Genomic DNA, 25,753 nt, shown 5'->3' with positions numbered 1-25,753 from the left:
GTCGTCCGGGCGCAAGGCGCCTGCCAAGCGTCCGGTGGCCCAGCGCCGGCCGACGCTCCGGCTTGCGATGGGCGGGCTGGTGGCCATCGTCGTCCTGCTCGGGGCCATGGCGATCGGCCCCTACGCCGACTACACCGCGGCCCGTGGGCGGGTGGACACCCTCACCGACGAACAGCGCGGCCTGCTGGAGGCGGTGGAGTCCCTGGAGTCCGAACGCACCCGGCTGGAGGACCCCGTGTCGCTGGAGGAGGAGGCGCGCAGCCAGCTCGGCATGACGCGCCCGGGCGAGATCCCCTACATCGTGGTCAACCCGCCGACCGAACCGCCGGTCGAGCCCGACGCCCCGGCCGTCGCCCCCGAACCCCCGCTGATCGAGCGTGTGCTGGAGACCGTGAGCGCGTGGTTCCGCTGACCCTCGTCGAGCGGTCCTTCGACCAGCTCGACGCGGCGTCGCTGCTGGCCGTCCTGCGGCTGCGCATCGACGTGTTCGTGGTGGAGCAGGCCTGCGCGTATCCCGAGGTCGACGGTCGCGACGACGAACCCGGCACCCGACACGTGTGGCTGGCCGGCGACGACGGCCGAATCGCCTCCTACCTGCGGCTGCTCGACGACGGCGACGTGCAGCGGATCGGGCGGGTCGTCACCGCCGCCTGGGCCCGCGGACAGGGCCTGGCCGGGCGGCTGCTGGTGGAGGTGCTCCGCCGCCATCCCGGCGAGACGGTGCTCGACGCGCAGTCCCACCTGACGGGCTTCTACGCCGCCCACGGGTTCGCCCCCGACGGACCGGAGTTCGTCGAGGACGGCATCCCGCACGTCCCCATGCGTCGACCGGCCACCTGAGCCCGGAGGTCGCTGTCGGGCGGGCAGGCACACTGGCAGGCATGGAGCCCACCGACCCCATCCCGGACCTGCCATCACCCACCGTCGACGCCCTGACCGTCGCGGCAGACGCCTCCTACGAGGCCCAGGCGGCGCGGCCGCTGATGGACGCCGACGACCGTGCGCTGGGCGAGCAGATGATCGGCCGCCCGCTGCGGGGCCGATCGGCTGCGGCGGTGCGCTGCGGCTGGGGGCTGCCGGCGGTCATGCGGGTCGACCCGGTCCTGGCGACCGGTACTCCCTTCCCGACCGTGTTCTGGCTGGCCTGCCCGCTGGCCAGCTCGCGCATCGGCACCATCGAGGGGTCGGGCGTCATGGTCGACCTGAACGCCCGGCTGGCCGAGGACGAGGAGCTCGCCGCGGAGTACGCCGCTGCCGGTGGCCGCTACGTGGCGTTCCGCAACGCGTTGGGCGACCGGGTCCCCAGCGACCCGGCCGCAGGGGGCATGCCCGAGCGGGTCAAGTGCCTGCACAGCCTGTACGGCCACCACCTGGCGACCGACGACAACCCGATCGGCGCGTGGGTGGCCGAGCAGCTCGAGCCGATGGGCTGCCCCAAGCCCTGCGCGACGCTGCCCGACGAGCACCCGGGGGAGTGACCCCCGTGGCGCCGACGGCGGCGCGGGGCGACGGGAGCGGTGAGGTCGTCGCGGCCGTCGACATCGGCACCAACTCCGTCCGGCTGCTCGTGGCGCGGCCGTCCCGCGACGGGGGGCTGCGGACCCTCGACCGCCAGCTGCGCATCACCCGCCTGGGCGCCGGGGTGGACCGGACGGGCCGGCTGGACCCGGCCGCCGTGGACCGGACCGTCGCAGCACTCGGGGAGTACCACGCCCGCTGGACACACCTCGGCGCCGCACGCGTCCGCATCACCGCCACGTCGGCCGCCCGCGACGCCTCCAACGCCGACGGCTTCCGTGACGCCGTCGTGGCCGTCACGGGCGTGGCGCCGGAGGTCCTGACCGGCGAGCAGGAGGCGGCGCTGGCCTTCGACGGCGCCCTGGCCGGGCTGCGAGCGGGGGCCGGTGGCGTCGACGGGCCGGTGGTCGTCCTCGACATCGGCGGCGGGTCCACGGAGCTCGTCCACGGCACCGACCACGTCCTGGCCTCGACGTCCCGCCAGCTCGGCTCGGTGCGCCTGACCGAGCAGCACCTCCACGACGACCCTCCCTCCCCCTCGCAGGTGAAGGCGGCCCGGGCGACGGTAACGGCGGAGATGATAGCGGTCGCCCGCCTGGTCGCCCCCGAGCCCGGCGACGTGCTCGTGGGGACCGCCGGCACGGTGACCACGTTGGCCGCGGTCCACCTCGGGCTGGGGGAGTGGCAGGACGGCGCCGTCCACGGCGTTCGGCTGTCGGCCGACACGGTGGCCGAGCTCGCCAGCCGGCTGTGCGCCATGCCCACGGCCGAGCGGGTGGACCGGCTGGGTGTCGAACCCGGCCGAGCCGACGTCATCGCCGCCGGCGCCCTGGTCCTTGACGGCGTGCTGGCCCACTTCGGCTTCGTCGAGGTCGTCGTCAGCGAGACCGACATCCTCGACGGCATCGCACGCTCCCTGGGCTGACCCCCGCCGCCCCGCAGGGTGTGTCGCCCAACCACGACATGTGGCCGGTTCGACGACACGCCCCTGGGGTGGAAGGCGCACGCCAACCCGCGGTGTGTCGCCCAACCACGACATGTGGCCGGTTCGACGACACAGTCCGGGATGGCCGGAAAACCGAAGCGACCTCCTGCCTGGTGGGGCGGGAGGTCGATTCGGGACTGGTCTCTCGTTGCCGGTCACAACGAGAGGTGTTCGGCTGCGTGACGGTTTTCTTCGAAACTCTTTTTCGCGCGGCCGATGGAGGGGGTGGTCAGGCCCGCCGGGGCGACGGGATCAGGCGCACTCGCCCTCGCCGATCTGCACCGAGAACCGCTCGGAGTTGCCGAAGTCGGTGTAGAAGTCCGGGTCCTCCTGCAGCGTCGGCATGGCGTCGAACTCCTTCAGCGTGGCCTTCAGTGACTTGGGGTCGACCCGGGCGACCCAGTCGGCGAACGCCTCGCCGAGGTCGCGCTCGCCGGCGTAGCGCTCCAGCAGCAGGACGGCGACGTCCGGCGCCTTCTTCGCCGGGACCTTGGCGACGTAGTGGCCGAACTTGGCCCCGCCCTCGCCCACCCGCGCGCCGACGTACACGCGGTAGCCGGGTGCCTCGTTGCCGTCGGGGTCACGCCGGGACATGCCCGAGAACCCGAGGTCGGCCGTCGTGTGCTGGCCGCAGGCGTTGGGGCAGCCGGAGATGTTGATGCGCAGGTTCTCGATCTCGTGCAGGCCGTTGGCCTCCAGCGCATCGGTGACGGCACCGGCCAGCCCGCGCGAGGCGGTGACGGCCAGGTTGCACGTCTCGGCCCCCGGGCACGAGACGACGTCGCCGGACTTCTCCGCCCGGGCCAACGCCATGTTCTCGGCGTCGAGCGTCGACCAGAGCACGGGGACCTGCGCGGCCGTCAGCCCGACGAACAGCAGGTTCTGGCGGATGGTCGTGCGGACCTGCACGTCCTCGCCCAGCTCGCGCCACACCTTGGCGAGCGCGCGGAGCTGGCCGCTGGTGACGTCGCCGAGGTGGAACGTGGCGTAGGCGCCGTAGGCCACGCCACCGTTGCTCCCGGGGTGGGCGAAGGTGTTGGTGTCCCGCCAGCGCTCGTAGGCGGCAACCTGCTCGGCGGCCAGCGTGTCGCCCGCGGCCGGGAGGGGAAGGTCGGCCAGCGCGGCGTCGGCGGCGGGCTTGGTCGGGACCGCGAAGGTCGGGTAGGTGTGCTCGCGCTCGAGCCGGATGCGGACGGTCTCGACCTCGGCGCGGAACCGCTCGATGCCCCACTTGTTGAGGAGGAACTTCATGCGGGCCCGGACGCGGTTCTTCCGCTCGCCGTGCTCGTCGAACACCGTCAGGATCGCCTCGACGGTCGGCAGCAGCCGCTCCGGCGGGGTGAACGGCTCGAGCAGGTCGGCCTCACGGGGTGCCGACCCGAGGCCACCGCCGACGAACAGCCTGAAGCCCGGGTTGCCCTCGCCGTCGAGCGCGCCGAGGAACCCGATGTCGTGGATGCCGAGCTGGGCGTGGTCACGGGTCGAGCCGTCGAAGGCCATCTTGAACTTGCGTGGCAGCTGCTGGGTCAGCGGGTGGCGCAGGAAGTAGCGGGTGATCGCCTCGGCGGCCGGGCTGGTGTCGACGACCTCCTCGGGGTCGATGCCGACGAGGTGGGACTGCGTGATCGTCCTGACGCTGTTGCCGCAGGCCTCCCGCGTCGTCAGCCCGGCGTCGGCCAGGCGACGCATGAGCGCGGGGACCTCGTCGGTCTCCACGAAGTGCACCTGGAAGTTCTGGCGGGTCGTGAGGTGGGCGAACCCGCGGGAGTGGGACTCGGCGATGTCGGCGACGGCGTCGAGGTGGTCGGGTTCCAGCAGCCCACCGGGGATCTTGACGCGGATCATGTGCGCGTCGGAGTTGCGGATCCCGTAGGTACCCATGTGCAGGCGCTTTCCACGGAAGGTCGTGTCGTCGACCTCACCGCGGCGCCAGGCCTTGATCGTCTCCTCGAACTCGTCGATCTCGGCGTAGTCGGCGTAGGTGGCTGCGACCATCGGGTTGACTCCTGGACTGTGGGCGGCGTGCGGGGTGACGGCCCGGTGCAGGCGCGTCGACGTCCTGCGAGATTAGGCAACGGCCACCCCCTTGGGAACACCCGCATGGGTTGAGAACGGTGCAAACGATGTTCTTTGCACTGTTTGCAACGTCAGCCAGCTGCGGGCGCATCACCCTCGACCGACCAACTGCAAGGAGCGGTTCCCGTGCTCGTCTGGTTCTCCGTCACCCCGATCGGTACCGGGTCGGGCAGCGTCTCGGCCGAGGTCGCCCGTGCGCTCGATGCGGTCGAGGCGACCGGCATCACCCATCGCACCGACCCGTCGGGCACGTTGCTGGAAGGCACGTGGGAGGAGTGCATGGCGGCCATGCGCGCGGCCGGTGACGCGGTGCTGGAGTCCGCCCCACGGGTGTCGTTCACCTGCAAGTTCGACGTGCGGACCGACAAGCCCGGCCAGACCGGGGCCGACAAGCTGTCGAGCGTGGCCGCCAAGCGTGGCGCCGACCGTTGAGCACCGCCCGATGAGCTTCCAGGACCTGCTCGACGAGCTGCAGCGCGGCCTCGCGACGCTCCCGGCCGACAGCATCGACGCGCCCGTCACCGCCCGGCGCGGGGCGGTCCTGCTGCTGCTGGAGCCCACCGACGACGAGGGAGGGGCGCGCATCCTCTACACGCGTCGGCAGGCGCACCTGTCGAGCCACCCCGGCCAGATCAGCTTCCCGGGCGGCCGGGTGGACCCCGGCGAGTCCGTGGTCGCCGCCGCGCTGCGCGAAGCCGACGAGGAGGTCGGCCTCGAACCCTCCTCGGTCGAGGTCGTGGGCCGCCTGCCCGCCTTCTACATCCCGCCGTCCCGCTTCTGGATGTCCGCGGTCGTCGGCGTCTGGCGTGACCCGCACCCGCTGCGGGCCGCCGAGGACGAGGTCGCCGAGATCCTCCACGTCGACATCTTCTCCCTCCGCGAGGAGGAGCGTTGGCGTGCCGTCCCGCTCAGCGCAGCGGGCTCCACGTGGGCCTGACAGCTCAACGACGGCGACCTGCTGTGGGGTGCGACCGCCGTCGTCACGAGCGTGCTGCTGGACCTGGCCCTTCCCGGCTGGAGCGACGGGCACCGGCCGAACGACCTCGCGGCCGACCGGGTCGTGCGGCCGTGGGAGACCGTGCCGGTCCCCGGTGCCCCGGCGCCACGGCCCCGGCTGGGGGACATCGCCAGCCGGCAGGTGATCACGCCGACCACCCCGCGAGGTGCCTCCGAGGAGATCCCGCCGACGGAGGAGGACCGGCGGGCCTGGGCCAGCGGGGTGGCCGAGGGCGTGCAGCGACTGCTGGTCCAGCTGGAGGGGCGCGCCGGGCCGGTCGCCGTCGACGGACCGGTCGTGGTCCTCTGCGGCCCCGGCAACGTCGGTGCGGTGGGGCGGGCCGCGGCGGAGATCCTGCGAACCGGTGGCGAGGACGTCGTGGTGGTCGAGGCCGCCGACGGCATCGACGGCCTCGACGGCGACACGCTCATCGGTGCCAGCGTCATCGTCGACGCCATGGTCGGCCGCGGGCTGCGCGGACTGCTGGCCGACCCGCTGCTCGGCCTCGTCCGCGCGCTGCGCGACGTCTCGGCCCCGATCGTCGCGGTGGACCTGCCGAGCGGTATCGACCCCGAACGGGGCATGGTCGGCGAGACGGTCAGCGCCGACGTGACCATCACGGCGCCGTTGCTCGTCCCGGGACACGTGGCCGGCGGGGCGATGCCGTTCGTCGCCGACCTCTACGTGGTCGACCGTGACGGGCTGCGGCGGGCCGAGGTCGTCGACCGACCCGCCGAGTGGGGCGAGTGACCGCCCCGCGTCCTCAGCGCTTGGCCGCGGGGTCCGGCAGGTTCGCGGTCTGGGTCCAGTAGTCGGCCAGGCTGGACAGGCCCTTGGCCTTGTTGACGTAGGAGTTCGCGCCGAGGGCGTAGGCCGCGTTGACGTCCTCCGGCCGGTCGCTGGAGGTGAGGACCACGACGGGCAGCGACTGCAGGTCCTCGTCGGCACGCAGCTCCTTGAGGACGGTCAGGCCGTCCTTGCGGGGCATCGACAGGTCCAGCAGGATCAGGTGGGGCAGCTCGCGGCCGTCGTACTGTCCGCGGCCATGCAGGTAGTCCAGCGCCTCCTGCCCGTCCTGCACCGCAACGACCTCGATCTGCACGCCCTGCACGGCCTGCAGGGCGACACGGGCCAGGAACAGGTGGTCCTCGTTGTCCTCGGCGATGAGGACTCTGACCAGGCGCATGTGGATCACGGCTTTCTCTCTTGGGTGGAGGCGAACGGGCCGGACGGGGTCTGGCCGAGCGGGACCGCCGGGAGCGTGATGCGGAAGGTCGTCCCGGGAGTGGAGTCGGTGATCACAATACCGCCTCCGACCTCTTCGGTGATCTTGCGGCACATCGTCAGGCCGATGCCGCTGCCCTTGGTGCGGGCGTCGAACCGGTCCAGCCGCTGGAAGATCTGGAACACCCGATCGCGGTGTTCCTCGGGGATGCCCACGCCGTTGTCGGCGACGTCGATCGTTGCCTCCCCGTCGATGACCGACACGCAGGTCACGGTGACGACGAGGGGGGTGCGGCCGCCGTGACGGGCGGCGTTCTCGAGGAGGTTGATGAACAGCTGCCGGGCCCTGACCTCGTTCATCAGGACGGTCGCATCGCCGTCCATCTCGATGACGAGGTCCGGGTAGCGGGGGGCGAGGTCGGTGCGGATGTCCTGCACCAGGGCGGCGATCGCGACCGGCTTGGCGTCGTTGTCGGACCGGCCCACCCGCGAGAGCTGCAGCAGGTCGTCGATCAGGCCCTCCATGTAGCGGGCGCTGATCGTGATCCGCTCCAGCGCCATGATCTGGGTATCGCTGAGCGGGGTGTCGTCGTCGGTGATGAAGTCGAGGAAGCCGAGCACCGTCACCAGCGGGTTGCGGAGGTCGTGGCTGACCCCGTACACCAGCTGCGACAGCTCGGTGTTGGCCCGCTCGGCCTCCCGGAGCGCCTTCTCGCTGGCCTCGAACGCCGAGATCCGGTCGAGGGCCAGGTCGAGGTGGCCGCAGAGCTGGCGGAGCAGCGCCTCCTCGCCCTCGCCGAACACGGGCGTCAGGCGCGAGCGGTGCACGATCACCGTCGAGCGTGACAGCCGCACCTCCAGGGGGTCCTCGGATCGGTCCTCCTCCCGGCCGCCGCTGCGTGCGAGGACCGCTCCGTCCGCGTCACGCACCTCCGCGCGGGTGCCGCCCACGAGCGCGGCTGCGGCGTCGACGATCGCGCTGGCGGCCTCCGTCGCGCTGGTGGCGGCGACGAGCCGGCTCTCGGCCGTCCGAAGGGCCGTTTCCTCACGGGCCCGCCACGAACGACGGACGAGCAGGGGTGGTTCGAAGGCGAGGAGGAACGCACCGGCGCTGGCCCACCCGAGGACCTGGGTGATGACGTAGGCGGCGTCCTGCGACTGGGCGTCGCCCAGCGTGGATCCGAGCAGCGCGACGTTGATGAGCAGGGCCGCGACCGACATCAGCCGCATGCGGTTCCTGATGATGCCGGGCCGCCCACGACCGGATCGCCAGAGGGCCCAGGACGCCTGGGCGAGCAGGACGGCCCACCATCCGAGCATGACGAGCTGCACGACCTGCTGGTACGGCGTGAAGTCCGCCTGGTCGGGGAACCCCGGGCTGGCCAGGGTCAGGACGACGATCCCGACCATGCCCACATCGGCGAGCCGGTCGGACAGCCGTGTGACCTCGCGCAGCGACCGGACGAACCGGTGCAGCAGGTAGGGGAACCCGAGCAGCCCGATGATCACCAGGTCGGTGTAGAGCTCCCGGGGGCTGAACTGGGGGAGCGGCAGGTCCGCCGGATCGGGGGCCGGCACCAGCGCGCCCTGCAGCACGACGGCACCCAGGACGACGAAGGTGGCAGCCAACCATCCCGCCGACTCGGTCCGCCGTCGCCACCAGAACATCGTCGCGACCACACCGAGGGTGCCGTACACGACCCAGCTGATGGCCTGTGGCATCCAACCTCCTCGTCGTCGCTGGCAAGAGGGTACCCGTGCTCGTGATCGGCCGACGGGCCGCCGACCTTCGCGAGACCCAGGGGGCCGTTTGGTGTGCGGCCGCGGGAGGGTTGGGGAAGTAGGGGTGGCGGGGCTCGAACCCGCACTGGACCGGGTTTAAGCCGGTTGCCTCTGCCGGTTGGGCTACACCCCCGGGCGCATGATCAGGCCGTGCCGCCGATCGTGGCCAGCGGAGCCTGCAGGATGACGTCGGCGTCGCGCAAGCGGGCCGGGTCGGGCGCGATGTCGTCGGGGCCACCCAGCTCGCGGCGAACCCAGCGGTTGGCGACTGCCGCCGCGGCGTCGTCGTGCTTCGCCAGGCGGTGGGCGGCGTGCTCCAGCAGCAGCGCCCCGGTGTAGACGGCGCCCAGCCGCATGGCGAAGGCCCGCATGCCGGCCTCGACGACCTCCTGGTCGGCATCGGCCCAGCCCATCGCGGCGTCGCCCAGCGCCGACGCCCGGTCCGCCACGAGCCGTACGGACTCCGCCAGCTCGGGCACGTCGGCACCGGCCATCCGCTCGCCGACGTCGGCCAGCAGGGGACGCAGCGCGTCCTCGCGGACGGCCGCCCGCAGCAGGTCGAGGCCGAGCACGTTGGTCGTGCCCTCCCAGATGGAGAGGACCTGGGCGTTGCGCAGCAGGGCGGGCAGGCCGGTGTTCTCGATGTAGCCGGCGCCGCCGAAGGCCTCCAGCGCCTCCGACGCCCCTGCGACGGCGTACTTGGCCGTGAACAGCTTCACGACCGGCATCAGCGCCCGCAGGATCCCCGTTTCGGCGTCGCTGGCCACATCGGCCTCCACCCGACCGGTCAGCTCCGACGCCCGGACCACCAGCGCCAGGGTGGCTTCGTAGTCGACCTGCAGCTCGGCCAGGGTCACCCGGTGCAGCGGCTGGTCGACCAGCCGCGTGCCGAACACCTCGCGCTTCGTGGCGTAGGACAGGGCCAGCTGCACCGCCCGGGCAAGGCCCGAGGCGGACGACATGGCGTTCCACAGCCTGGTGATGCTGAGCATGCCGCTGATGGTCTTCACCCCGCGATCCGGCGGCCCGACGGGTGTGGCGTAGGCGCCGTCGAGGTCCAGCTCGGCCGTCGGCAGCGCCTTGGTGCCCAGCTTGTCCTTCAGCCGTCGGACGCGGATCGTGTCGCCGATCTGCCGTCGGCCGTCCCGCGGGTCGGTCATCTCCACCAGGTACAGGCCCAGTCCTCGCGAGCCCTCCACGCCGTTGCCGTCCGCGTCCAGCGTCCGCGCCAGCGCCAGCGCACAGTCCGCGGTGGTCGCGGAGGTGAACCACTTCACCCCGGTCAGGGCGTAGCCGCCGTCGGGAAGTGGGCGGGCGACCGTCTCGGTGCGGCCGACATCGGACCCACCGGGCTTCTCGGTCATCCACTGCCCCGACGTCCACGCGTCGGCCGCACGGCTGGTCAGCCGGGGGACGACGCGGTCGCGCAGCTCGGGGTCGGCGCTGTCCAGCAGCACCCGGACCGCCGCGTCGGTCATGGAGACGGGACAGCTGTAGACCGCCGAGGACGGGCCGTAGAGGTGCTGCACCGCCAGCTGCACGAGCCGGGCGTGTTCACCGTGGTCACCCTCGTAGGGGATGGCGGCCAGCCCCAGCCGTGCCTGCTCGACATGCAGGGCGTGCCACGCGTCCGACACGACGATCTCGTCGACCCGCCTCCCCCAGGGGTCGTACTGCTCCAGCCGCGGCTGCTCGGCCTCGGCACGGTCGCCGAGGGCCTGCAGCGTCGTGGCCGCTGCGATACCCAGCTCGGCCAGTCCGGGGCCCACCTCCGCGAGGACCTCGTCTGGCAGCAGACGCTCCAGGTGCGCGCGCAGCGCCGGGTCGGCGGTCCACGTGTCGATCAGCTCCGGGGCGTCCTGGAAGAAGTCCATGGGCGAAGCGTAGTGCGCCCCCTGCGACGCCGACACCCGCCCCAACGGAGCGCAGCCGCCGCTCCCGTGTACCGTGCGACGCATGAGCTCAATGGATGAGGAACGCATCGCCCTGTTCCTGGACTACGAGAACCTGGCGATCGGCGCACGCGAGGACCTCCGCGGCATGATGTTCGCGCTGCGACCGCTGGCCGACGCGCTCGCCGAACGCGGCCGTGTCGTGGTGCGTCGCGCCTACGCCGACTGGTCGTACTTCGACGAGGACCGTCGGATGCTGACCAAGGAGAACGTCGAGCTCATCGAGATCCCCCAGCGCATGGGTGTGGTCCGCAAGAACGCTGCGGACATCAAGATGGCAGTCGACGCGGTCGAGCTCGTCTTCGAGCGCGACTACATCACGACCTTCGTCATCTGCACCGGGGACTCCGACTTCACCCCGCTGGTCAACAAGCTGCGCGAGCTGAACAAGCGCGTGATCGGTGTGGGCCTCGAGGCGTCGACGTCCAAGCTGCTGCCGCCGGCGTGTGACGAGTTCATCTTCTACGAGCGCCTCGAGGGCGTCGACCTGCCGACCAAGAAGAAGCGCGGTGGCGGCAGCGGTGGTGGCGGTGGTGGCGGTCGTGGTCGTGGTGGCCGCGGGCGTGGCAGCGGTGGGTCGAACCGTCCGGCGCCCAAGCAGCCCAAGGACGCCGACCGCGGCGAGCCGGAGACGACCCCGGAGGAGCCGGAGGCCGTCGAGGACTCCACCGAGGACGACGAGGACGAGCCGCCCCGCGACGTCAACAAGCTGGTGACCCAGACCCTCTCGGGCCTGCAGCGCTCGAGCAGCGGCGTGGTGCTCGCCTCCATGCTGAAGCGCGCGATCATCCGCAAGGACCCCACGTTCAGCGAGGCCGACTGGGGGTTCAGGGCCTTCGGCGAGCTGCTCCGCGACCTGGAGTCCAAGGACATCATCGAGCTCAGCACCGGCGCGGCCAAGGGCGACCCCGAGGTCAGCTTCCCCGAGGCGTCGGACTCCGAGGAGGATGCCTTCCGCCTGCTGCACGACGTCGTGGCCGAGGAGGGCCGGGCGCCGCTGTCGGGGCTGAAGGACCGGCTGCGCAACCGTCAGGCCGACTTCAGCGAGAAGCGGTTCGGCTTCGGTGGCTTCCTGCAGTTCTGCAAGGCCGCCCGGACCCGCGAGATCATCGAGATGGAGTGGGACGACGAGGCCGACGACTACATGCTGACCCTGCCCAGCTGATGGGCGACGACCGGCTGACTTCCCGATGGACCGCCAGCGTTGTGGATAAGCTGACGAACCACTCAACACGCATGAACGGGAGCTGGTGCTGTGTCTGAACCCATCGGGGTCGTGATCGTCGACGATCACTCGCTGGTGCGCGAGGGACTGCAGAGCCTGCTGTCGCAGTTCTCCGACATCCGCGTCGCGGGCGAGGCGGGCACGATCGCCGAGGCCGTCGAGGTCATCAACGAGGTCGAGCCGGACCTGGTGCTGCTGGACCTGCGCCTGGGCGAGGAGGAGGGCGTGGAGGTGGCACGCCAGCTGCGCGCCAACGGCTCGGACGTCACGATCCTCATGCTCAGCGTGCACGACACCTCCCGCCACCTGCGCGAGGCGCTTGCAGCCGGTGCGGATGGCTACCTGCTGAAGTCCGTGGCCGGTGCTGACCTCGCGGCAGGTATCCGCAACGCCGTGGCCGGCGAGACCGTCATCGGCCAGGAGTTCGTGCCGAAGCTGCTGGAGGACGCCCAGCGCGGGGTCCCCATGGGCCAGCCCGACGTCACCAAGCGCGAGCAGGAAGTGCTCGAGCTGGTCGCCGAGGGCATGGCCAACCGCGAGATCGCCGAGCAGCTCGGGATCAGCGCCCGGACCGCCCAGAAGCACCTGGAGAACCTCTTCAAGAAGTTCTCGGTGCACGACCGGACCGAGCTGGTCGCCCACGCCTTCAGGCGCGGCCTGCTGGGCTGACACGGTCCCCCGAGCGACCGATCGGGGCGCATCCCGGGTGCGTCCCGGCGCACATCGTCGGCAGTTAACGCCAACGAAACACCGCAAGCACCTCAGTGAAACTCGACTGACACTAGGCTCGACTGACGTTGCGCCGGCCGGACGGCGCCGATACAAGGAGATGCCATGAAGTTGGTCGTCGCAATCGTCAAGCCGTTCAAGGTCGAGGACGTCAAGGAAGCGCTCAGGGACGTGGGCGTGGCCGGTCTGACCGTGTCGGAAGCCAGGGGCTTCGGGCGCCAGCGCGGTCACACCGAGGTCTACCGCGGTGCGGAGTACCAGGTGGACTTCGTGCCGAAGAGCCGGATCGAGGTCATGGTCGACGACGACCAGGTCGACGGCGTCATCGACGCGATCACCAAGTCCGCCCGCACCGGCAAGATCGGTGACGGCAAGATCGCGGTCCTGCCGCTCGAGGACGTCGTGCGCATCCGCACCGGCGAGCAGGGCGCAGAGGCCCTGTAGGCCACCGTCACCGCATCACGGAGCCCGAGCCGGCCCGCAGCAGTGCCCACCATCGACGCGCCCGCCCTGCTGGACGCGTCCACCATCGACGCCGCACCCGGCAGGGCCTGGGCGCTGGAGTGGACTGCCCGGGTCGACCAGGCACTCAGCGGCCTGCTCGAGGCGTTCACCGCCGAACCCGGGCACCGTTCGGGCGGTCTGGCGCTGGTCGCGCTCGGCTCCTACGCCCGCCGCTCGTTGTGTCCTCGCAGCGACATCGACCTGCTGATCCTCCACGACGGGTGGAACGGTCGTGACCTCGAGGACATGGTCAAGGCCATCTGCTATCCGCTGTGGGACGCCGGCCTGTCCGTCGGCCACGCGGTGCGGACCACCAAGGAGGCGGTGAAGGCCGCAGGCGACCGTGTCGACACGGCGACCGCCGTCACCGACCGTCGGCTCGTCGCCGGCAACAGGGGCATGGCCGACGACCTGGCCGCCCGCGTCACCCGGTGGCTCAAGCGCGCCGGCGGCAAGCTGGCCACCGAGATCACCGAGGCCGACGCCGAGCGTCACCGTCGCCACGGCACCACGGCCGGCGCGCTGGAACCCGAGCTCAAGGACGGGACCGGCGGCCTGCGTGACCTCCACTCCCTGCGGTGGGCCGGGGCCATCCTGCTCGGTGATCCCGGGCTGGACCCGCTGGTCGGCGCCCGCTACCTGGGGGCATCGGACCGCGCGGCGCTGGCTGCGGCCGGCGAGACCCTGCTCGCCGCGCGCTGTGCCCTGCACCTCGTCGGCGACCGCAGCATCCGCAACCAGCTCCGGCTGGACCTCCAGGACGACGTCGCCGCGGCCCTCGGCATGGCCGACGGGGACGAGCTGCTGCGTGAGGTTGGCCTGGCGACCCGCACCATCGCCCACCTGCACGCCCGCACGTGGCCGGTCCTGCTGGAGGACGCGCGGCGTGGACGACGCCGGCGGCCCGCGACGCCCAAGGTCATCGGCCCCGACCTGACCATGGTCGACGGGCTGGTCGAGGTCGACGCCGCTGCCCATGTCGCCGACGACCCCTCGCTCGCGCTCCGGGCCGCCGCGGCAGCCGCCGTGCACCGGACCGTCGTGGGTCGGCGCAGCGCCGTGCGGCTGCAGCGCGAGGTGGAAGCGGCCGGATCGTTGCCGTGGGACCAGCGGGCCCGTGACGCCCTGCTCGAGCTGCTCCGGGCCGGGGCCAAGGGGCTGCCTGCGATGGCGGACGCCGACTACCTCGGCGTGCTGGAGGCCTACCTGCCCGAGTGGGGGCGGGTGCGTGGCCGTCCACAACGCAACCCCCTGCACACCTTCGACCTCGACACCCACCTGATGCAGGCGAGCGCGTGGTTGGCCGCCGTCGTCGAGGGCGAGATCGACGAGGCCCACGCGCGGATCTTCGCGGAGATGGAGGACCCCGACGCGCTGGTCCTCGGCACGTGGCTGCACGACGTCGGCAAGGCCTGGCCGGGGGACCACTCCGTGTCGGGCGAGGCCGTCGCCCGCGACTGGGTCCTCCACATGGGGTTCAGCCAGGAACGGGCCGACCGGGTCGCCGGGCTGATACGCCACCACCTCCTGCTGCCCGACGTCGCCACCCAGCGCGACATCGACGACGCCGACGAGGTCGAGCAGGTCGCCGTCACCATCGGCAACACCGAGCTGCTGGACGGGCTGTTCCTGCTGGGCTTCGCCGATTCGCGCGCGACCGGCAAGCCGGCCTGGTCGACGTGGAAGGACCTGCTCGTCACCCGGCTGCACCATCGGCTGCGCCGGGTCCTGGAGGGGGAGTCGTTGGTCCGTCCGTCGACCCCGCAGGTCGTGATCCGTGCGGCGGCCCGCCACGGGCTCGACGAGGAGCTGGTCCGGGCGACCGTCGACGGCCTTCCCAAGCGGTACCTCCGCGTGGCGTCGGCGGATCAGATCGCCGCGCACGCCAAGCTGCTGCACGACGTCACCGACGGCCTGCACGTCGACGTGCGCGAGGGACCCGCCGAGGGCGTGCAGATCCTCAGCATCGCCGGCCCCGACCGGCGCGGCATGGTCGCTGACTGCCTGGGGGTCCTCGCGGTCCACAAGTGCGACGTGCTGGAGGCGCGGGTCTTCACCCACGCCGACGGCACCGCCCTGGACTGGTTCGTCGTGCGCACGATGCAGTCGCGGTCCTGGGACCGGATCGTCCCGGCGCTGCGGCGTGCCTACGACGGGCACGTCGAGCTCGACGACGAGGTCGAGAAGCGCGAACGGCAGCGCGATGCACGGCCCCCGCTGCTGGCCCAGCCGGTGCCGATCACCGTCCTCACCCGCCCGTCGGGCAGCATCACGAGGCTGGAGGTTCGCGGTCCCGATTCGCCCGGCGTGCTGTACCGCCTGACCCGCACGCTCTCCGAGCTCGGCGTGTCGCTGCTGGGCGCCCGCGTGGCCACCCTCGGCCCCGAGGTCCGCGACAGCTTCTTCGTCCGGGGGGACGTCCCGGACGACGACGCGCTGTTCGCCGCCCTCGTCCCCGCGTTCGAGACCGCAGCGGACTGACGCTGCGCAGCCCGAAACCGGCCCGTCGGACGACGGCCGGGCGGACACGCTTGCCGTGGCCGAGAGGGGGGATCGTTCTTCGTGCCCCAGGGAGCGCCGGACACACCGGCGGACGGGGCGGAAGGAGCGCACCATGAGTGACCTCTGGACCTACCGGGGTGACATCCAGCCCCACGCCGAGGGCCTCGACGGCTTCCACGTCGACGCCGCCGACGGCCACATCGGCACCATCGACGAGGCGACCCACGACGTCGGGGACTCCTACATCGTGGTCGACACCGGGTTCTGGATCTTCGGGACCCGCCGCGTCGTGCCCGCCAGCGCCATCATCGAGGTCGACCTCGCCAACCGGCGGGTGACCCTGTCGCTGACCAAGGACCAGATCAAGTCCGCCCCGGACTTCGACGCCCCGCCGTCGGAACGCCCGGCCGACCTGATCGACGACCCCGACGAGCAGCCCGCCGGCATCGACCGGGGGATGCTCAGCGACTACTACGGCCAGTTCAGGGCCTGGTGATCGTCCGGGGCACGGTGCCCCAGCAGCTCGTGGCCCGACGCGTCAGGCGCGGGTGATCACCAGCACCGGACAGGGCGCCTCGCGCAGCAGCTGATCCAGCTCGTGGCCGAGGAACGCCCGTCGGGTCACCGGCTGCACATCCGAACGGATCACCACCAGCGTCGCCCGGATCGCCCGGGCGGCGTCGGCCACCACCCGCGCCAGCGGCTCGTCGCTGACGCGCACGTCGGTCCGTACCGTCACCCCTGCGGCCAAGCCGACCGACGCCTGCTTGGTTGCCAGCTCGTCGGCGAGCTCCCGTGCACGGCCGACCTCGGTCAGGTCGATCTCGGCCCACGTGCTCTGCGGCGGCTCGACCACATGCACGACGTCGACGACGGACTCGGGGTCGCTGGCCACCGCGAACGCGATCTCGCCTGCGCGGTTGTTGACGTCCTCGCCGGTGGAGACCAGCAGCACGCGCTCGGGGGCACGGGGCTCCAGCACCGTCGTGACCTCGTCGAAGCGGTTGCTGACCAGCAGGACCGGGACGGGGGACTCCATCAGCACGCGGTCGACCGTCGCGGAGAACAACGCCGAGTCGGGCGCGTCGGTCCGTGTTTCGGTGGCCCCCATGACGATCAGGTCGTGGCCGCCACGACGCGCCTGCTCGAGGATCTCTGTCGCCGGCACGTCGTGCTCCATCGGCGTCATCTCGACCTCGCCGTGGTGCAGCGCCAGGTGGCGGGTGAGGTTGGCGTGGGTGTCCTGCGGGTCCGGACCGCCGGCGAGGACGGTCACGTCGAAGCTGCGACCGACGGCGATCCGCGCCAGCAGCTGTGCGGCCAGCTGGGAGTTGGTGCCGCCGCGGCTGGGCAGCAGGACACGGTGCACGTTGTCCAGCAGGTTGGTCTTCGCGTCCGCCTCGCGCTTCAGCCTGGCGTCCTCCTCCGGCGTCAACGGCACACGGGCGAGGGCACGGACCAGGATCGGCGGGGCCATCAGGGAGGTGACGATCGCGACGAGCACGATGATGGCGAACATGCCCTCGGTGAGCACGCCCAGCGAGAGGCCGATGGTCGCGATGATTATCTCCAGCGCGCCGCGGGCGTTCATGCCGGCACCCAGGGCCAGGGCTTCCCAACGTCCCAGGCCGGCCATCGAGGCGCCGGCGAAGGCACCGAGGAACTTGCCGGCGATGGCCACGGTCAGGACGACCGCCGCGACCCACAGCGTCGTGGGGTCGAAGAGGGCACCGAGGTCGACGAGCAGGCCCGCCGAGGCGAAGAACAGGGGGGCGAAGACGGTCAGGGTGAGGCTCTCGAGGGAGTGGACCACCCGGTGGTCGACGCGTCGTTCCCGGCCGGCAAGGATGCCGAGGACGAAGGCGCCCAGAACGGCCTCGATGCCAAGGGCCTGCGAGATCGCCGCGAACAGCAGGGCCAGCACGACGACGGTGGAGATGAGCGGCCCCGCGCCGGGCGCACGTCGGGACACCATCCGGAGGGTCCGGCTGACCAGCCAGCCACCGGCGGTGTAGGCCACGACCAGGAACCCGAGCACCCGGGCGATGCTGCCGACCACCGCGCCCGCAGCGAGCTCGCCGGAGGTTGCCAGGCCGGCGACCACCGACAGCAGGATCCAGCCCACCGTGTCGTCGATCATGCCGGCAGCGAGGGTCAGCTGACCGATGTCGCGACGGATCATCCGCAGCTCGATCAGCACCTTGGCGATCACGGGGATGGCCGAGATGCTGAGGGCCGTGCCCAGGAACAACGCGAACGTCGTTCGCGGGGTGTCGGCGGGCACCAGCACGTTGGGGATCACGTAGCCCAGGGCCAGGCCCGTGGTGAACGGCACGACGATGCCGCCGGCGGAGACCAGGCCGGCCGTGCGTCCCTTCGCGCGGATCAGCCCGAGGTCGGTCTCGAGGCCGGTCAGGATCAGCAGCAGCAGTACGCCCAGGAACGCGGGGACGGCCAGCAGCTGCGCCTGGGACGTGGCCGGGAACAGCCACTCCCGAGCCGCCGGTGCGATGTTGCCGAAGATGCTCGGCCCGATGATGACACCGGCCGTCAGCTCACCAACGACCTCGGGCATGCCCGCCCGCGACGCCAGCATGCCGAGCACACGGGCCAGGCCGAGCAGGAGCGCGAGCTGCAGGACGAGCAACAGCAGGTCGTGATGGGCGATGCCGGGCTGCATCGCCTCCGACGCGAGGACCACCACCACAGGGCAGCTCCGAGGAGTTCGTGGACCCGGTCGCCCGGGTCAGCCAGATCTTCCCGCGTCGGCCCTCCCGGGGCCCCAGCGATCATCGTTCACAGTAATCCGGTCGGCGACCGGTGTACAGCGGTTGGAGCGCGGGAGCCGGCCCCAGCCCGCCGTCCGGCCCCCCCCCCGAGTTGTGCACCTCGGCCAAGGTGCCGGCCGTGCTGCACCTCTCGCCAGCCAGTGTGTGCAGCACGGCCGATGCGCCGACCCTGCTGCACATCGGCCCGTGCTCCTCCGGCCCTACAGCACGCCGCCTTGTTTGCCCAGGGGGGCTTCGCAGGCTCTGCCCCCCTTCGACCCCCCGTGGGGTCCTTGCGGGCCTCGCAAGACCTCGCTGCGCTCGGTAGCTCGTGTCCTAAAGGACCCCGCCTTGTTTGCCCAGGGGGGCTTCGCAGGCTCCGCCCCCCTTCGACCCCCCGCGGGGTCCTTGCGGGCCTCGCAAGACCTCGCTGCGCTCGGTAGCTCGTGTCCTAATTGGCTGGCACGGCTCCGCCGTGCACGGGCCTGCGTCCGGGCCTCGCGAGACCTCGCTGCGCTCGGTGGCTCGGATCCTCCTCCGGCCCTACAGCACGCCACCTTGTTTGCCCAGGGGGGCTTCGCAGGCTCCGCCCCCTTCGACCCCCCGCGGGGTCCTTGCGGGCCTCGCAAGACCTCGCTGCGCTCGGTAGCTCGTGTCCTAAAGGACCCCGCCTTCGGTCATCTTCTTCATGTCGAGGATGCGGTCGACCTCGTCGCGGGGGAGGCCGGAGTCCTCGTAGACGACCTCGCGGAGGGGGCGGTCCTCCTTGAGGGCCTTCTTGGCCATCTCGGCGGACAGGTCGTAGCCGACGGCGGGGACCAGGGCGGTGACGGCCGACAGGTTCTTCTCCACCAGCTCGGTGTTGCGTTCCACGTTGGCCTGGATGCCCGCGATGCACTTGTCGACGAAGTTGCGGCTGGTGTTGGCCAGCAGCGTGATGGACTCGAGGACGTTGCGGGCCATCATCGGGATGAAGACGTTCAGCTCGAACGCCCCCGACATGCCGCCGATCGTCACCGCAGCGTCGTTGCCGATCACCTGGGCCGCGACCTGCGTGACCGACTCGGGGATCACCGGGTTGACCTTGGCCGGCATGATCGAGGAACCGGGCTGGATCTCCGGCAGTCGGATCTCGCCCAGGCCCGTCCGTGGCCCGGACCCCATCCAGCGCAGGTCGTTGGCGATCTTGGTCAGCGACGCGGCGATGACCTTGAACGCGCCGGACAGCTCGACGAGGGCGTCACGTGCACCCTGGGCCTCGAAGTGGTTGTCGGCCTCGCGCAGGGCGTCCAGGCCGGTCCGCTCGCGCAGGTCGGCGATGACCCCCTCCGTCATGCCCTCTGGGGCGTTCAGGCCGGTGCCGACAGCGGTGCCGCCCAGCGGCAGCTCGGCCACGCGCTCCATCGCCGACTCGACGCGGGCGATCCCGAGCTCCACCTGGCGGGCGTAGCCGCCGAACTCCTGGCCGAGCGTCACCGGGGTCGCGTCCATCAGGTGGGTACGACCGGACTTCACGACGTCGTCGAACTCCGCGGCCTTGTCGGCGAGCGCGGAGTGGAGGTAGCGCAGGCCCGGCAGCAGGTCGTCGGCGCAGGCCTGGTAGGCCGCCACGTGGACCGCGGTGGGGAAGACGTCGTTGGAGGACTGACCGGCGTTGACGTGGTCGTTGGGGTGCACCAGCTTGCTGCCGAGGTCACCGCCCAGGATCTCGGTCGCCCGGTTGGCGATGACCTCGTTGGTGTTCATGTTGGAGGAGGTCCCGGACCCCGTCTGGAAGACGTCGACCACGAAGTGGGCGTCGAGCTTGCCGTCCACGACCTCCTGGGCCGCCTCGCTGATGCCCTTGAACTGGTCGTCGGTGATGACGCCCTTCGCGTGGTTCACCACGGCGGCGGAGGCCTTGATCTGCCCGAGGGCCTTGATCAGCGCAGGGGGGATCGGCTGGCCGGAGATCGGGAAGTTCTCCGCTGCCCGCTGCGTCTGGGCGCCGTAGTAGGCCGAGGCAGGAACCTGCATCTCGCCCATCGAGTCACGTTCGGTCCGGAAGTCGCTCATGCCGGGAACGATACGCCCGTGGGCGGTGCACGAGCACATGGGGGCCACTCAAACGTGGTCGACGGATCAACGGCCCACCGGGCGAGTGATCCGCAACCCCATGCCGGGGATAGTCAACCCATCCGGAACTGCAGTATCCGGCAGACAAGGAGGGCGCCATGAGCGCGATCACCGAACGGACCGACATCGCCCGGATCGTCCAGACCCGACCCGAGCAGCTCAAGGACTTCACCGTCAAGGCAATCGACGGCGAAGCCGGCCACGTCTCACCCCACCAGGACGAGGTCGACGACCACCACCTCGTCGTCCACTCGGGCGGCCGCTTCTTCGGCAAGGACCTCGTCATCGAGGTCGACGCCATCGACCGGGTGGAACCCGAGAACCAGGAGATCCACGTCGACCGCATCGTCGACTGGGTCAAGTCCTCCCCACGTCTCGGCGCGTGACCGCCGCCACCTGACCATCACCGTCCCCTCGACGGGACACCCGATGCCGGCAGCCCGGGGAGGGGCTGTCGGCATCCGCCGCGTCCGGGGCCACGGACGCCGCGGGGGCAGGCCAGTAGGCTGCGTCGCCGATGGTTGCCACCGTTCACCTCATCCGACATGCAGTCACCGCGGCGACGGGCACGCGGCTCGGGGGCCGCACCGACGCGCCGCTGTCGGAGAAGGGACGTCACCAGGCCGAAGCCACACGTGACCACCTCTCCGACGTCGACTACCACGCGATCTACGCCTCTCCGCTGCCGCGGACGACCGAGACGGCGGAGATCATCGCCAAGCCGCACCGCAAGAAGGTGCGTGCGGCCGAGGGCATGATCGAGGTGGACTACGGCCGCTGGACCGACCGTCCGCTCAAGCCGCTGTTCAGGAACAAGCTGTGGCCGGTCATCCAGCAGACCCCGTCGCTGGTCACCTTCCCCGACGGCGAGTCCATCCGCGCGGCACAGGAACGTGCGGTCACCGCGATCGAGCAGATCGCCACGCGTCACGACAAGCGCACCGTCGCCGTCGTCAGCCACGCCGACATCATCAAGGCGGTGGTGGCCTTCTACGTCGGCATGCCGCTCGACACGTTCCAGCGCCTCGTGGTCAGCCCCGCCTCGGTGACCGTCCTGACGACCGGCAAGGGCGCGCGTCCCACGCTGCACTCCTTCAACCATGTCCCGCCCGTCGGAGGTGCGGCATGAGCCGCTCCGTCGTGCACGACCCCACCGACTGGATCACGGCATCCTCGATCGGGCCGCCGGGCGACCGCACCTTCTATGTGCAGTCCCGGCGTGACGGCGAGTACGTCGCCCTGGTGGCAGAGAAGGCGCAGGTGCGTGCGCTCGCCGAGCTGGGACAGGAGCTGCTCGAGCGCGTCGACATCACCGTCACCCCCGACGACGTGACCGGCGACCAGGAGCTGCACGGTCCGGTCCAGCCGCTGTGGCGGGCCGGGCAGATGAGCCTCGGCATGGACCCCGAGGACGAGATGTTCGTCCTGGAGATCGTCGAGCTGGTCGTCGAGGGCGACGAGGAACCGGCGACGGCGCGGTTCGTGATGGACCTCGAACGGATGATCGGGCTGGTCGCCTTCGCGGCCTTCGCCGTCGAGCACGGTGGGCGCGAGCGCTGCCAGGTGTGCGAGGGCCTGCGTGACCCGCTGGCGGGGTGCATGGGCTGCCCGCTGACCAACGGCAGCGGGCCGAAGCGGATATGACCGACGCGCACGCCTGCACGGCGGTCGGGGGCTGAGCCGTGGAGCCGTTCAGCGCACAGCGGACCGGATGGATCGACGATCCCAACGAGGCCCTCGCCCGTCTGGCGGCCGACGACCTGCAGCCGCTCGGCTGGATCACCTCGGCCAGTAACGGGACGATGCTCTGCCGCCTGGGCGACCCGGCGGAGGAGCTGTACGCCGTTCACAAACCGGAGGCCGGCGAGCGTCCGCTGTGGGACTTCCCCGACGGCACCCTCCACCGTCGTGAGGTCGCGACGTTCCTCGTCAGCGACTTCCTGGGCTGGGACGTGGTCCCGCCGACGGTGCTGCGCGACGGCCCGGAGGGGCCGGGGTCGGTGCAGCTGTTCGTCCCCCACGACCCGGCCGAGCACTACTTCGCCCTGGTGGAGGAGTCACGCTGGCACGTCCCGCTCGCCCGGCTGGCGATGTTCGACCTCGTCACCAACAACGCCGACCGCAAGGGCGGCCACGTGCTCCGCCGGCGCGACACCGACCACTTGTACGGCATCGACAACGGGCTGACCTTCCACGTCGAGGAGAAGATCCGCACGGTCGTGTGGGACATCGCCCACGTCCCCTTCGCCGGGGCCTGGGTCGAGGACCTCCGTCGGCTGCAGGACGGGCTCGACAGCGACGGCGTCCTCCGCGCGGCCCTGTGCGAGCTGCTGGCGCCCGCGGAGGTCGACGTCCTCGCCCGACGTGCCGACCTCGTGGCCCAGCTGGACGCCGTCCCGAGGATCGACCCCGAGGACCGCCACTACCCCTGGCCCCCGCTCTGACGTCTCGCCGCTGACACGTGCCGGCCTCCCGTCGGATCGGCCGAATCTGCTCCGGTATGTCACGCCGGCTCATCTCCCCCATCGCAGCGGCCGATGAGTTGACGTGTCAGCGGCGAGCAGGAGTGGGTGGTGAGCGGACGAAACCAGCGTTGGGACGGGCGGCCATGGGCGGCCCGAACCGTGCGCGTCCTCGTGTTCGTCGTGCCGATCCTCTGCTCCTGGGGAGCCGGTGCGGCCGTCGACGCCGCCATGCCGTCGTTCGGCCCCTCCTTCTGGAATGCAGTGCTGCGCTGGCTGGTCGTGCTCGTCGTGGCCACCGCGGTGCTGTTCGCCACCGAACGCCTGGCCAAGCGTGCGCTGCCGCTCGCGGGCCTGTTCAGGATGACGCTGGCGTTCCCCGACAACGCCCCGTCGCGGTACAAGGTCGCGCGCAGGACCGCAGGGATCCGGAACCTCGAACAACGTGTTCGTGATGCCCGTGAGCAGGGACTCGAGGACGACCCGTCGAAGGCGGCCGAGGAGATCCTCGTCCTCGTCACCGCGCTGAGCAACCACGACAAGCGCACCCGCGGGCACAGCGAACGCACCCACCTGTTCACCGCGATGCTGTCCGACGAGCTCAAGTTGTCGAAGGCCGACCGGGACCGGCTGACCTGGGCCGCGATGGTCCACGACATCGGCAAGCTCGAGGTCCGGGCGGAGACGCTCAACAAGCCGGGCAAGCCGGACGAGGCGGAGTGGGAGGAGCTGCGGTCCCACCCGGGGCACGGTGCGCGCATCTGCGAACCGCTGCGTCCCTGGCTGGGTGAGTGGTACGACGCCATCGGCCACCACCACGAGCGCTGGGACGGGACCGGGTACCCGGGACGGCTGGCCGGGACCGACATCAGCTACGGCGGACGCATCGTCGCCGTGGCCGACGCCTACGAGGTCATCACCGCCGCCCGCTCCTACAAGAAGGCGATGTCGCCGGAGGAGGCACGCAAGGAGCTGGTCCGCAGCGCCGGCAGCCACTTCGACCCCACGATCGTGCGGGCGTTCCTCAACATCTCCCTCGGCCGGCTCCGGTGGGCCGCTGGACCGCTGTCGTGGCTGTCCAACATGCCGTTCTTCGAAGGTGCGGTCCCGCTGCTCGGTCGGGTGCCGAGCGCCGTTCGGACCGCCGTCGGTGCGGCAAGCGCGTTGACCCTGGGCGTGACGTCCGGGGTGCTGCCCGGGATGGCCGCGACGATCGTCACCCAGTCCCAGCAGGTCGTCGAGGCCTCGGTGCCCGTCGAGTCGGCCCTCCCGTTGTCGCAGGCCGACGGCGTATCGACGGTGGTCGACGCCCCCGTCGGGGTTGCAGGGGAGTCGGGCGCCCGCCAGGTCGTGACCACCGGCGAGCAGCTGACGGTCGCCCCCACACCCGAGGCCCTCGGCCTGGATGCCGTGACCGCGTCGGAGGAGGCGGAGGAGCCACCGGCGAGCGTCGTGGTCCGACCCGAGGCGACGCAGCCGCCGTTCGTGCCGTCGCCCGCAGCCCCGTCGTCGCCGACGTTGGACCTGCCGATCGATCTCCCCGTCATCGCGCCGCCCACGGACACGACCCCCCTCGCCCCGTCCGCGGAAGACGAACCCACCGTTGCGCCGACGTCGAGCCCTGTGGCCTCGAGCCCGGCCACGTCGTCGCCGTCGTCATCACCCACTGCCCAGCCGGCGCCGAGCCCGCAGCCCGGACCCACCCCGCAGCCGGTCCCCGAACCCCGAGCCGGGACCATCCCCGGAGCCGCCGACCGGGACGACCCCGGCCGGCCCCGCGGCCCCCACGGCGACGGTCACGCCGACGCCGACGATCACCTCAACACCCACGGTGACGCCGACAGCCACGCCCACGGTGACGGCCACGCCCACGCCCACCCCGACGCCCACCCCCACCGCCACGGCGCCGCCGAGCGCCGCCTCGGTCTCGGTCACCACGGCCGAGGACACCCCGGTGGTGATCGACCTCACCGGGGCCATCAGTGACCCCGACGGGGATGTCGACCCGGCCGACCTCACCATCAGCGTGGCCGCCGGAACGGGCAGCGCCGTGCCTCTCAGCGACGGCACCGTCAGCTACGTGCCGGGGCTCGACGTCGTGGGCACGGACAGCTTCACCTACCGCATCTGCGATGCCGGCGGGCGCTGCGCATCCGCCGCCGTCACCGTCACCATGACCGCGGTCAACGACCCGCCGGTCGCCCTCGACGACGTCGCGTCCACCGGGACGCTCCAGCCGGTGATCGTCGACGTGCTGGCCAACGACACAGACGTCGACGACGTCCGCGGCGACATGTTCGTCGCCATCATCAGCGGCCCGTCCCGGGGGACGGCGACCGTTGGCTCGGACCTGAACATCCGCTACACGAGCCCACCCTTCTTCGTGGGCACCGCGACGCTCGGCTACCAGGTCTGTGACCCCGCCGGGGAATGTGACTCGGCTTCCGTACGGATCACCGTGTCGCTCCTCGGCACCCCGCCGGTCGCCAACGACGACACGGCCACGACCCGTCGCAGCGTGCCGGTCACCATCGACGTGCTGGCCAACGACACCGACGTCGAGAACGACCTGGATCCCACCAGCCTCACCGCGACCGACGGCTCGAACGGCGGCACGACCACCGTGATCGGCGGAGAGGTCCAGTACGCCTCCTCGCTGTTCTTCATCGGGGTCGACACCTTCGAGTACACCGTCTGCGACCTCGTGGCCGGCTGCGACACGGCCACCGTGACGGTGACGGTCACCCCGTTCGGCAGCAGCCCGCTCCCCGTGGACGACACCGCCAGCACCACACGGGACGTTCCGGTGCTGGTCGACGTGCTGGCCAACGACACCGACCCCGACGGCGACATCGACGACACGACGTTGGCGGTGTCCAGTCCGCCCAGCGACGGCGTGGCGGTGGTCGTGGGC

At 71.5% G+C, this 25,753-nt stretch carries 24 protein-coding genes and 1 tRNA gene; 18 read left to right on the top strand and 7 right to left on the bottom strand.

Annotated features, from left to right (window positions below; genetic code table 11):
- Nucleotides 1-67 precede the first annotated feature (67 nt).
- From CUC05_RS24920 to CUC05_RS19930, 4 genes are read left to right on the top strand one after another with little or no spacing between them, the layout of a single operon-like run.
- Nucleotides 68-412, top strand: coding sequence for an FtsB family cell division protein (locus tag CUC05_RS24920; protein ID WP_157965802.1), 345 nt, complete (start codon nt 68-70; stop codon nt 410-412).
- Nucleotides 400-840, top strand: a complete 441-nt coding sequence (locus CUC05_RS19940; protein WP_108667895.1) for a GNAT family N-acetyltransferase — start codon at nt 400-402, stop codon at nt 838-840. The genes CUC05_RS24920 and CUC05_RS19940 overlap by 13 nt, the downstream gene beginning before the upstream one ends.
- Nucleotides 841-881: 41 nt before the next feature.
- Nucleotides 882-1,478: a DUF501 domain-containing protein gene (locus CUC05_RS19935; protein ID WP_108667894.1), complete on the top strand. Its 597-nt coding sequence runs from the start codon at nt 882-884 to the stop codon at nt 1,476-1,478.
- Nucleotides 1,479-1,483: 5 nt separating this feature from the next.
- On the top strand, nt 1,484-2,443 hold the full coding sequence (locus CUC05_RS19930) for a Ppx/GppA phosphatase family protein (protein ID WP_108667973.1): 960 nt from the start codon (nt 1,484-1,486) through the stop codon (nt 2,441-2,443).
- Nucleotides 2,444-2,755: 312 nt separating this feature from the next.
- Here the strand turns inward: CUC05_RS19930 and CUC05_RS19925 are convergent, their stop codons facing one another.
- On the bottom strand, nt 2,756-4,498 hold the full coding sequence (locus tag CUC05_RS19925; RefSeq protein WP_108667893.1) for a nitrite/sulfite reductase: 1,743 nt from the start codon (nt 4,496-4,498) through the stop codon (nt 2,756-2,758).
- 207 nt (nt 4,499-4,705) lie between these two features.
- On the opposite strand from CUC05_RS19925, the gene CUC05_RS19920 reads away from it, so the two are divergent.
- Genes CUC05_RS19920 through CUC05_RS19910 form a run of 3 tightly spaced genes read left to right on the top strand, consistent with a single transcriptional unit; the run spans nt 4,706 to nt 6,326 of the window.
- Complete coding sequence (locus tag CUC05_RS19920; RefSeq protein ID WP_108667892.1) at nt 4,706-5,011, top strand: MTH1187 family thiamine-binding protein; 306 nt, start codon at nt 4,706-4,708, stop codon at nt 5,009-5,011.
- Between the two features lie 10 nt (nt 5,012-5,021).
- Complete coding sequence (locus CUC05_RS19915; protein WP_157965801.1) at nt 5,022-5,516, top strand: NUDIX hydrolase; 495 nt, start codon at nt 5,022-5,024, stop codon at nt 5,514-5,516.
- 51 nt (nt 5,517-5,567) lie between these two features.
- Nucleotides 5,568-6,326, top strand: coding sequence for an NAD(P)H-hydrate epimerase (locus tag CUC05_RS19910; RefSeq protein WP_108667890.1), 759 nt, complete (start codon nt 5,568-5,570; stop codon nt 6,324-6,326).
- A 13-nt stretch (nt 6,327-6,339) separates the two neighbouring features.
- Here the strand turns inward: CUC05_RS19910 and CUC05_RS19905 are convergent, their stop codons facing one another.
- The 4 genes from CUC05_RS19905 to CUC05_RS19890 all read right to left on the bottom strand — a co-directional run bounded on the left by CUC05_RS19905 (nt 6,340) and on the right by CUC05_RS19890 (nt 10,456).
- Nucleotides 6,340-6,762 carry a response regulator gene (locus CUC05_RS19905; RefSeq protein WP_157965800.1) on the bottom strand — a complete coding sequence of 141 codons (423 nt, stop codon included), beginning with the start codon at nt 6,760-6,762 and terminating at the stop codon, nt 6,340-6,342.
- 5 nt (nt 6,763-6,767) lie between these two features.
- A complete protein-coding gene (locus CUC05_RS19900) occupies nt 6,768-8,522 on the bottom strand; it encodes a sensor histidine kinase (RefSeq protein WP_108667888.1) in 1,755 nt (584 codons plus the stop codon).
- 119 nt (nt 8,523-8,641) lie between these two features.
- Nucleotides 8,642-8,715 (bottom strand) — tRNA-Leu (locus CUC05_RS19895).
- Nucleotides 8,716-8,725: 10 nt separating this feature from the next.
- Nucleotides 8,726-10,456 (bottom strand): acyl-CoA dehydrogenase family protein, encoded by a 1,731-nt coding sequence (locus CUC05_RS19890; RefSeq protein WP_170128071.1) that lies wholly within the window; start codon nt 10,454-10,456, stop codon nt 8,726-8,728.
- A 91-nt stretch (nt 10,457-10,547) separates the two neighbouring features.
- On the opposite strand from CUC05_RS19890, the gene CUC05_RS19885 reads away from it, so the two are divergent.
- From CUC05_RS19885 to CUC05_RS19865, 5 genes are all read left to right on the top strand, one after another.
- Nucleotides 10,548-11,699, top strand: coding sequence for an NYN domain-containing protein (locus CUC05_RS19885; protein ID WP_108667972.1), 1,152 nt, complete (start codon nt 10,548-10,550; stop codon nt 11,697-11,699).
- 90 nt (nt 11,700-11,789) lie between these two features.
- Nucleotides 11,790-12,428 carry a response regulator gene (locus CUC05_RS19880; RefSeq protein ID WP_108667886.1) on the top strand — a complete coding sequence of 213 codons (639 nt, stop codon included), beginning with the start codon at nt 11,790-11,792 and terminating at the stop codon, nt 12,426-12,428.
- Between the two features lie 165 nt (nt 12,429-12,593).
- Nucleotides 12,594-12,932 carry a P-II family nitrogen regulator gene (locus tag CUC05_RS19875; protein ID WP_108667885.1) on the top strand — a complete coding sequence of 113 codons (339 nt, stop codon included), beginning with the start codon at nt 12,594-12,596 and terminating at the stop codon, nt 12,930-12,932.
- A 42-nt stretch (nt 12,933-12,974) separates the two neighbouring features.
- A complete protein-coding gene (gene glnD / locus CUC05_RS19870) occupies nt 12,975-15,473 on the top strand; it encodes a [protein-PII] uridylyltransferase (protein WP_108667884.1) in 2,499 nt (832 codons plus the stop codon).
- 133 nt (nt 15,474-15,606) lie between these two features.
- Entirely contained in the window at nt 15,607-15,990 is a 384-nt protein-coding gene (locus CUC05_RS19865) for a hypothetical protein (RefSeq protein WP_108667883.1), read from the top strand.
- A 42-nt stretch (nt 15,991-16,032) separates the two neighbouring features.
- On the opposite strand, the gene CUC05_RS19860 is transcribed toward CUC05_RS19865, so the two are convergent.
- The gene (locus CUC05_RS19860) at nt 16,033-18,201 is read right to left on the bottom strand and encodes a cation:proton antiporter domain-containing protein (RefSeq protein ID WP_108667882.1); all 2,169 of its coding nucleotides are present in this window, start codon (nt 18,199-18,201) and stop codon (nt 16,033-16,035) included.
- Nucleotides 18,202-18,919: 718 nt separating this feature from the next.
- A complete protein-coding gene (locus CUC05_RS19855) occupies nt 18,920-20,317 on the bottom strand; it encodes a class II fumarate hydratase (protein ID WP_108667881.1) in 1,398 nt (465 codons plus the stop codon).
- A gap of 158 nt (nt 20,318-20,475) precedes the next feature.
- Here CUC05_RS19855 and CUC05_RS19850 point away from each other — a divergent pair, with 158 nt between their 5' ends.
- The 6 genes from CUC05_RS19850 to CUC05_RS19825 form a co-directional block, all read left to right on the top strand.
- Entirely contained in the window at nt 20,476-20,763 is a 288-nt protein-coding gene (locus CUC05_RS19850) for a hypothetical protein (RefSeq protein ID WP_108667880.1), read from the top strand.
- Nucleotides 20,764-20,894: 131 nt separating this feature from the next.
- Entirely contained in the window at nt 20,895-21,506 is a 612-nt protein-coding gene (locus CUC05_RS19845) for a histidine phosphatase family protein (RefSeq protein WP_108667879.1), read from the top strand.
- A complete protein-coding gene (locus CUC05_RS19840; RefSeq protein ID WP_108667878.1) occupies nt 21,503-22,021 on the top strand; it encodes a DUF3090 family protein in 519 nt (172 codons plus the stop codon). Before CUC05_RS19845 ends, CUC05_RS19840 begins: the two co-directional genes overlap by 4 nt.
- A gap of 38 nt (nt 22,022-22,059) precedes the next feature.
- Nucleotides 22,060-22,821: an SCO1664 family protein gene (locus CUC05_RS19835; RefSeq protein WP_205712446.1), complete on the top strand. Its 762-nt coding sequence runs from the start codon at nt 22,060-22,062 to the stop codon at nt 22,819-22,821.
- A gap of 129 nt (nt 22,822-22,950) precedes the next feature.
- Entirely contained in the window at nt 22,951-24,825 is a 1,875-nt protein-coding gene (locus CUC05_RS19830; RefSeq protein ID WP_157965799.1) for an HD domain-containing phosphohydrolase, read from the top strand.
- A partial coding sequence (locus tag CUC05_RS19825; protein WP_170128070.1) for an Ig-like domain-containing protein occupies nt 24,797-25,753 on the top strand: 957 nt, incomplete at its 3' end. The genes CUC05_RS19830 and CUC05_RS19825, both read left to right, overlap by 29 nt.

Origin of the sequence: Euzebya rosea (assembly GCF_003073135.1) — a bacterium.
Lineage (GTDB): Bacteria > Actinomycetota > Nitriliruptoria > Euzebyales > Euzebyaceae > Euzebya > Euzebya rosea.
The sequence above is the reverse complement of the archived record's forward strand: the minus strand, read 5'-3'. Positions and strand labels throughout refer to the sequence as shown.

What these genes read in the sequence shown, in the direction of transcription:
- CUC05_RS24920 (WP_157965802.1), top strand. Translation starts at nt 68, where the DNA reads ATGGGCGGGCTGGTGGCCATCGTCGTCCTGCTCGGGGCCATGGCGATC.
- CUC05_RS19935 (WP_108667894.1), top strand. Translation starts at nt 882, where the DNA reads ATGGAGCCCACCGACCCCATCCCGGACCTGCCATCACCCACCGTCGAC.
- CUC05_RS19925 (WP_108667893.1), bottom strand. Translation starts at nt 4,498, where the DNA reads ATGGTCGCAGCCACCTACGCCGACTACGCCGAGATCGACGAGTTCGAG.
- CUC05_RS19915 (WP_157965801.1), top strand. Translation starts at nt 5,022, where the DNA reads ATGAGCTTCCAGGACCTGCTCGACGAGCTGCAGCGCGGCCTCGCGACG.
- CUC05_RS19905 (WP_157965800.1), bottom strand. Translation starts at nt 6,762, where the DNA reads ATGCGCCTGGTCAGAGTCCTCATCGCCGAGGACAACGAGGACCACCTG.
- CUC05_RS19900 (WP_108667888.1), bottom strand. Translation starts at nt 8,522, where the DNA reads ATGCCACAGGCCATCAGCTGGGTCGTGTACGGCACCCTCGGTGTGGTC.
- CUC05_RS19890 (WP_170128071.1), bottom strand. Translation starts at nt 10,456, where the DNA reads ATGGACTTCTTCCAGGACGCCCCGGAGCTGATCGACACGTGGACCGCC.
- CUC05_RS19885 (WP_108667972.1), top strand. Translation starts at nt 10,548, where the DNA reads ATGGATGAGGAACGCATCGCCCTGTTCCTGGACTACGAGAACCTGGCG.
- CUC05_RS19875 (WP_108667885.1), top strand. Translation starts at nt 12,594, where the DNA reads ATGAAGTTGGTCGTCGCAATCGTCAAGCCGTTCAAGGTCGAGGACGTC.
- CUC05_RS19865 (WP_108667883.1), top strand. Translation starts at nt 15,607, where the DNA reads ATGAGTGACCTCTGGACCTACCGGGGTGACATCCAGCCCCACGCCGAG.
- CUC05_RS19855 (WP_108667881.1), bottom strand. Translation starts at nt 20,317, where the DNA reads ATGAGCGACTTCCGGACCGAACGTGACTCGATGGGCGAGATGCAGGTT.
- CUC05_RS19850 (WP_108667880.1), top strand. Translation starts at nt 20,476, where the DNA reads ATGAGCGCGATCACCGAACGGACCGACATCGCCCGGATCGTCCAGACC.
- CUC05_RS19845 (WP_108667879.1), top strand. Translation starts at nt 20,895, where the DNA reads ATGGTTGCCACCGTTCACCTCATCCGACATGCAGTCACCGCGGCGACG.
- CUC05_RS19840 (WP_108667878.1), top strand. Translation starts at nt 21,503, where the DNA reads ATGAGCCGCTCCGTCGTGCACGACCCCACCGACTGGATCACGGCATCC.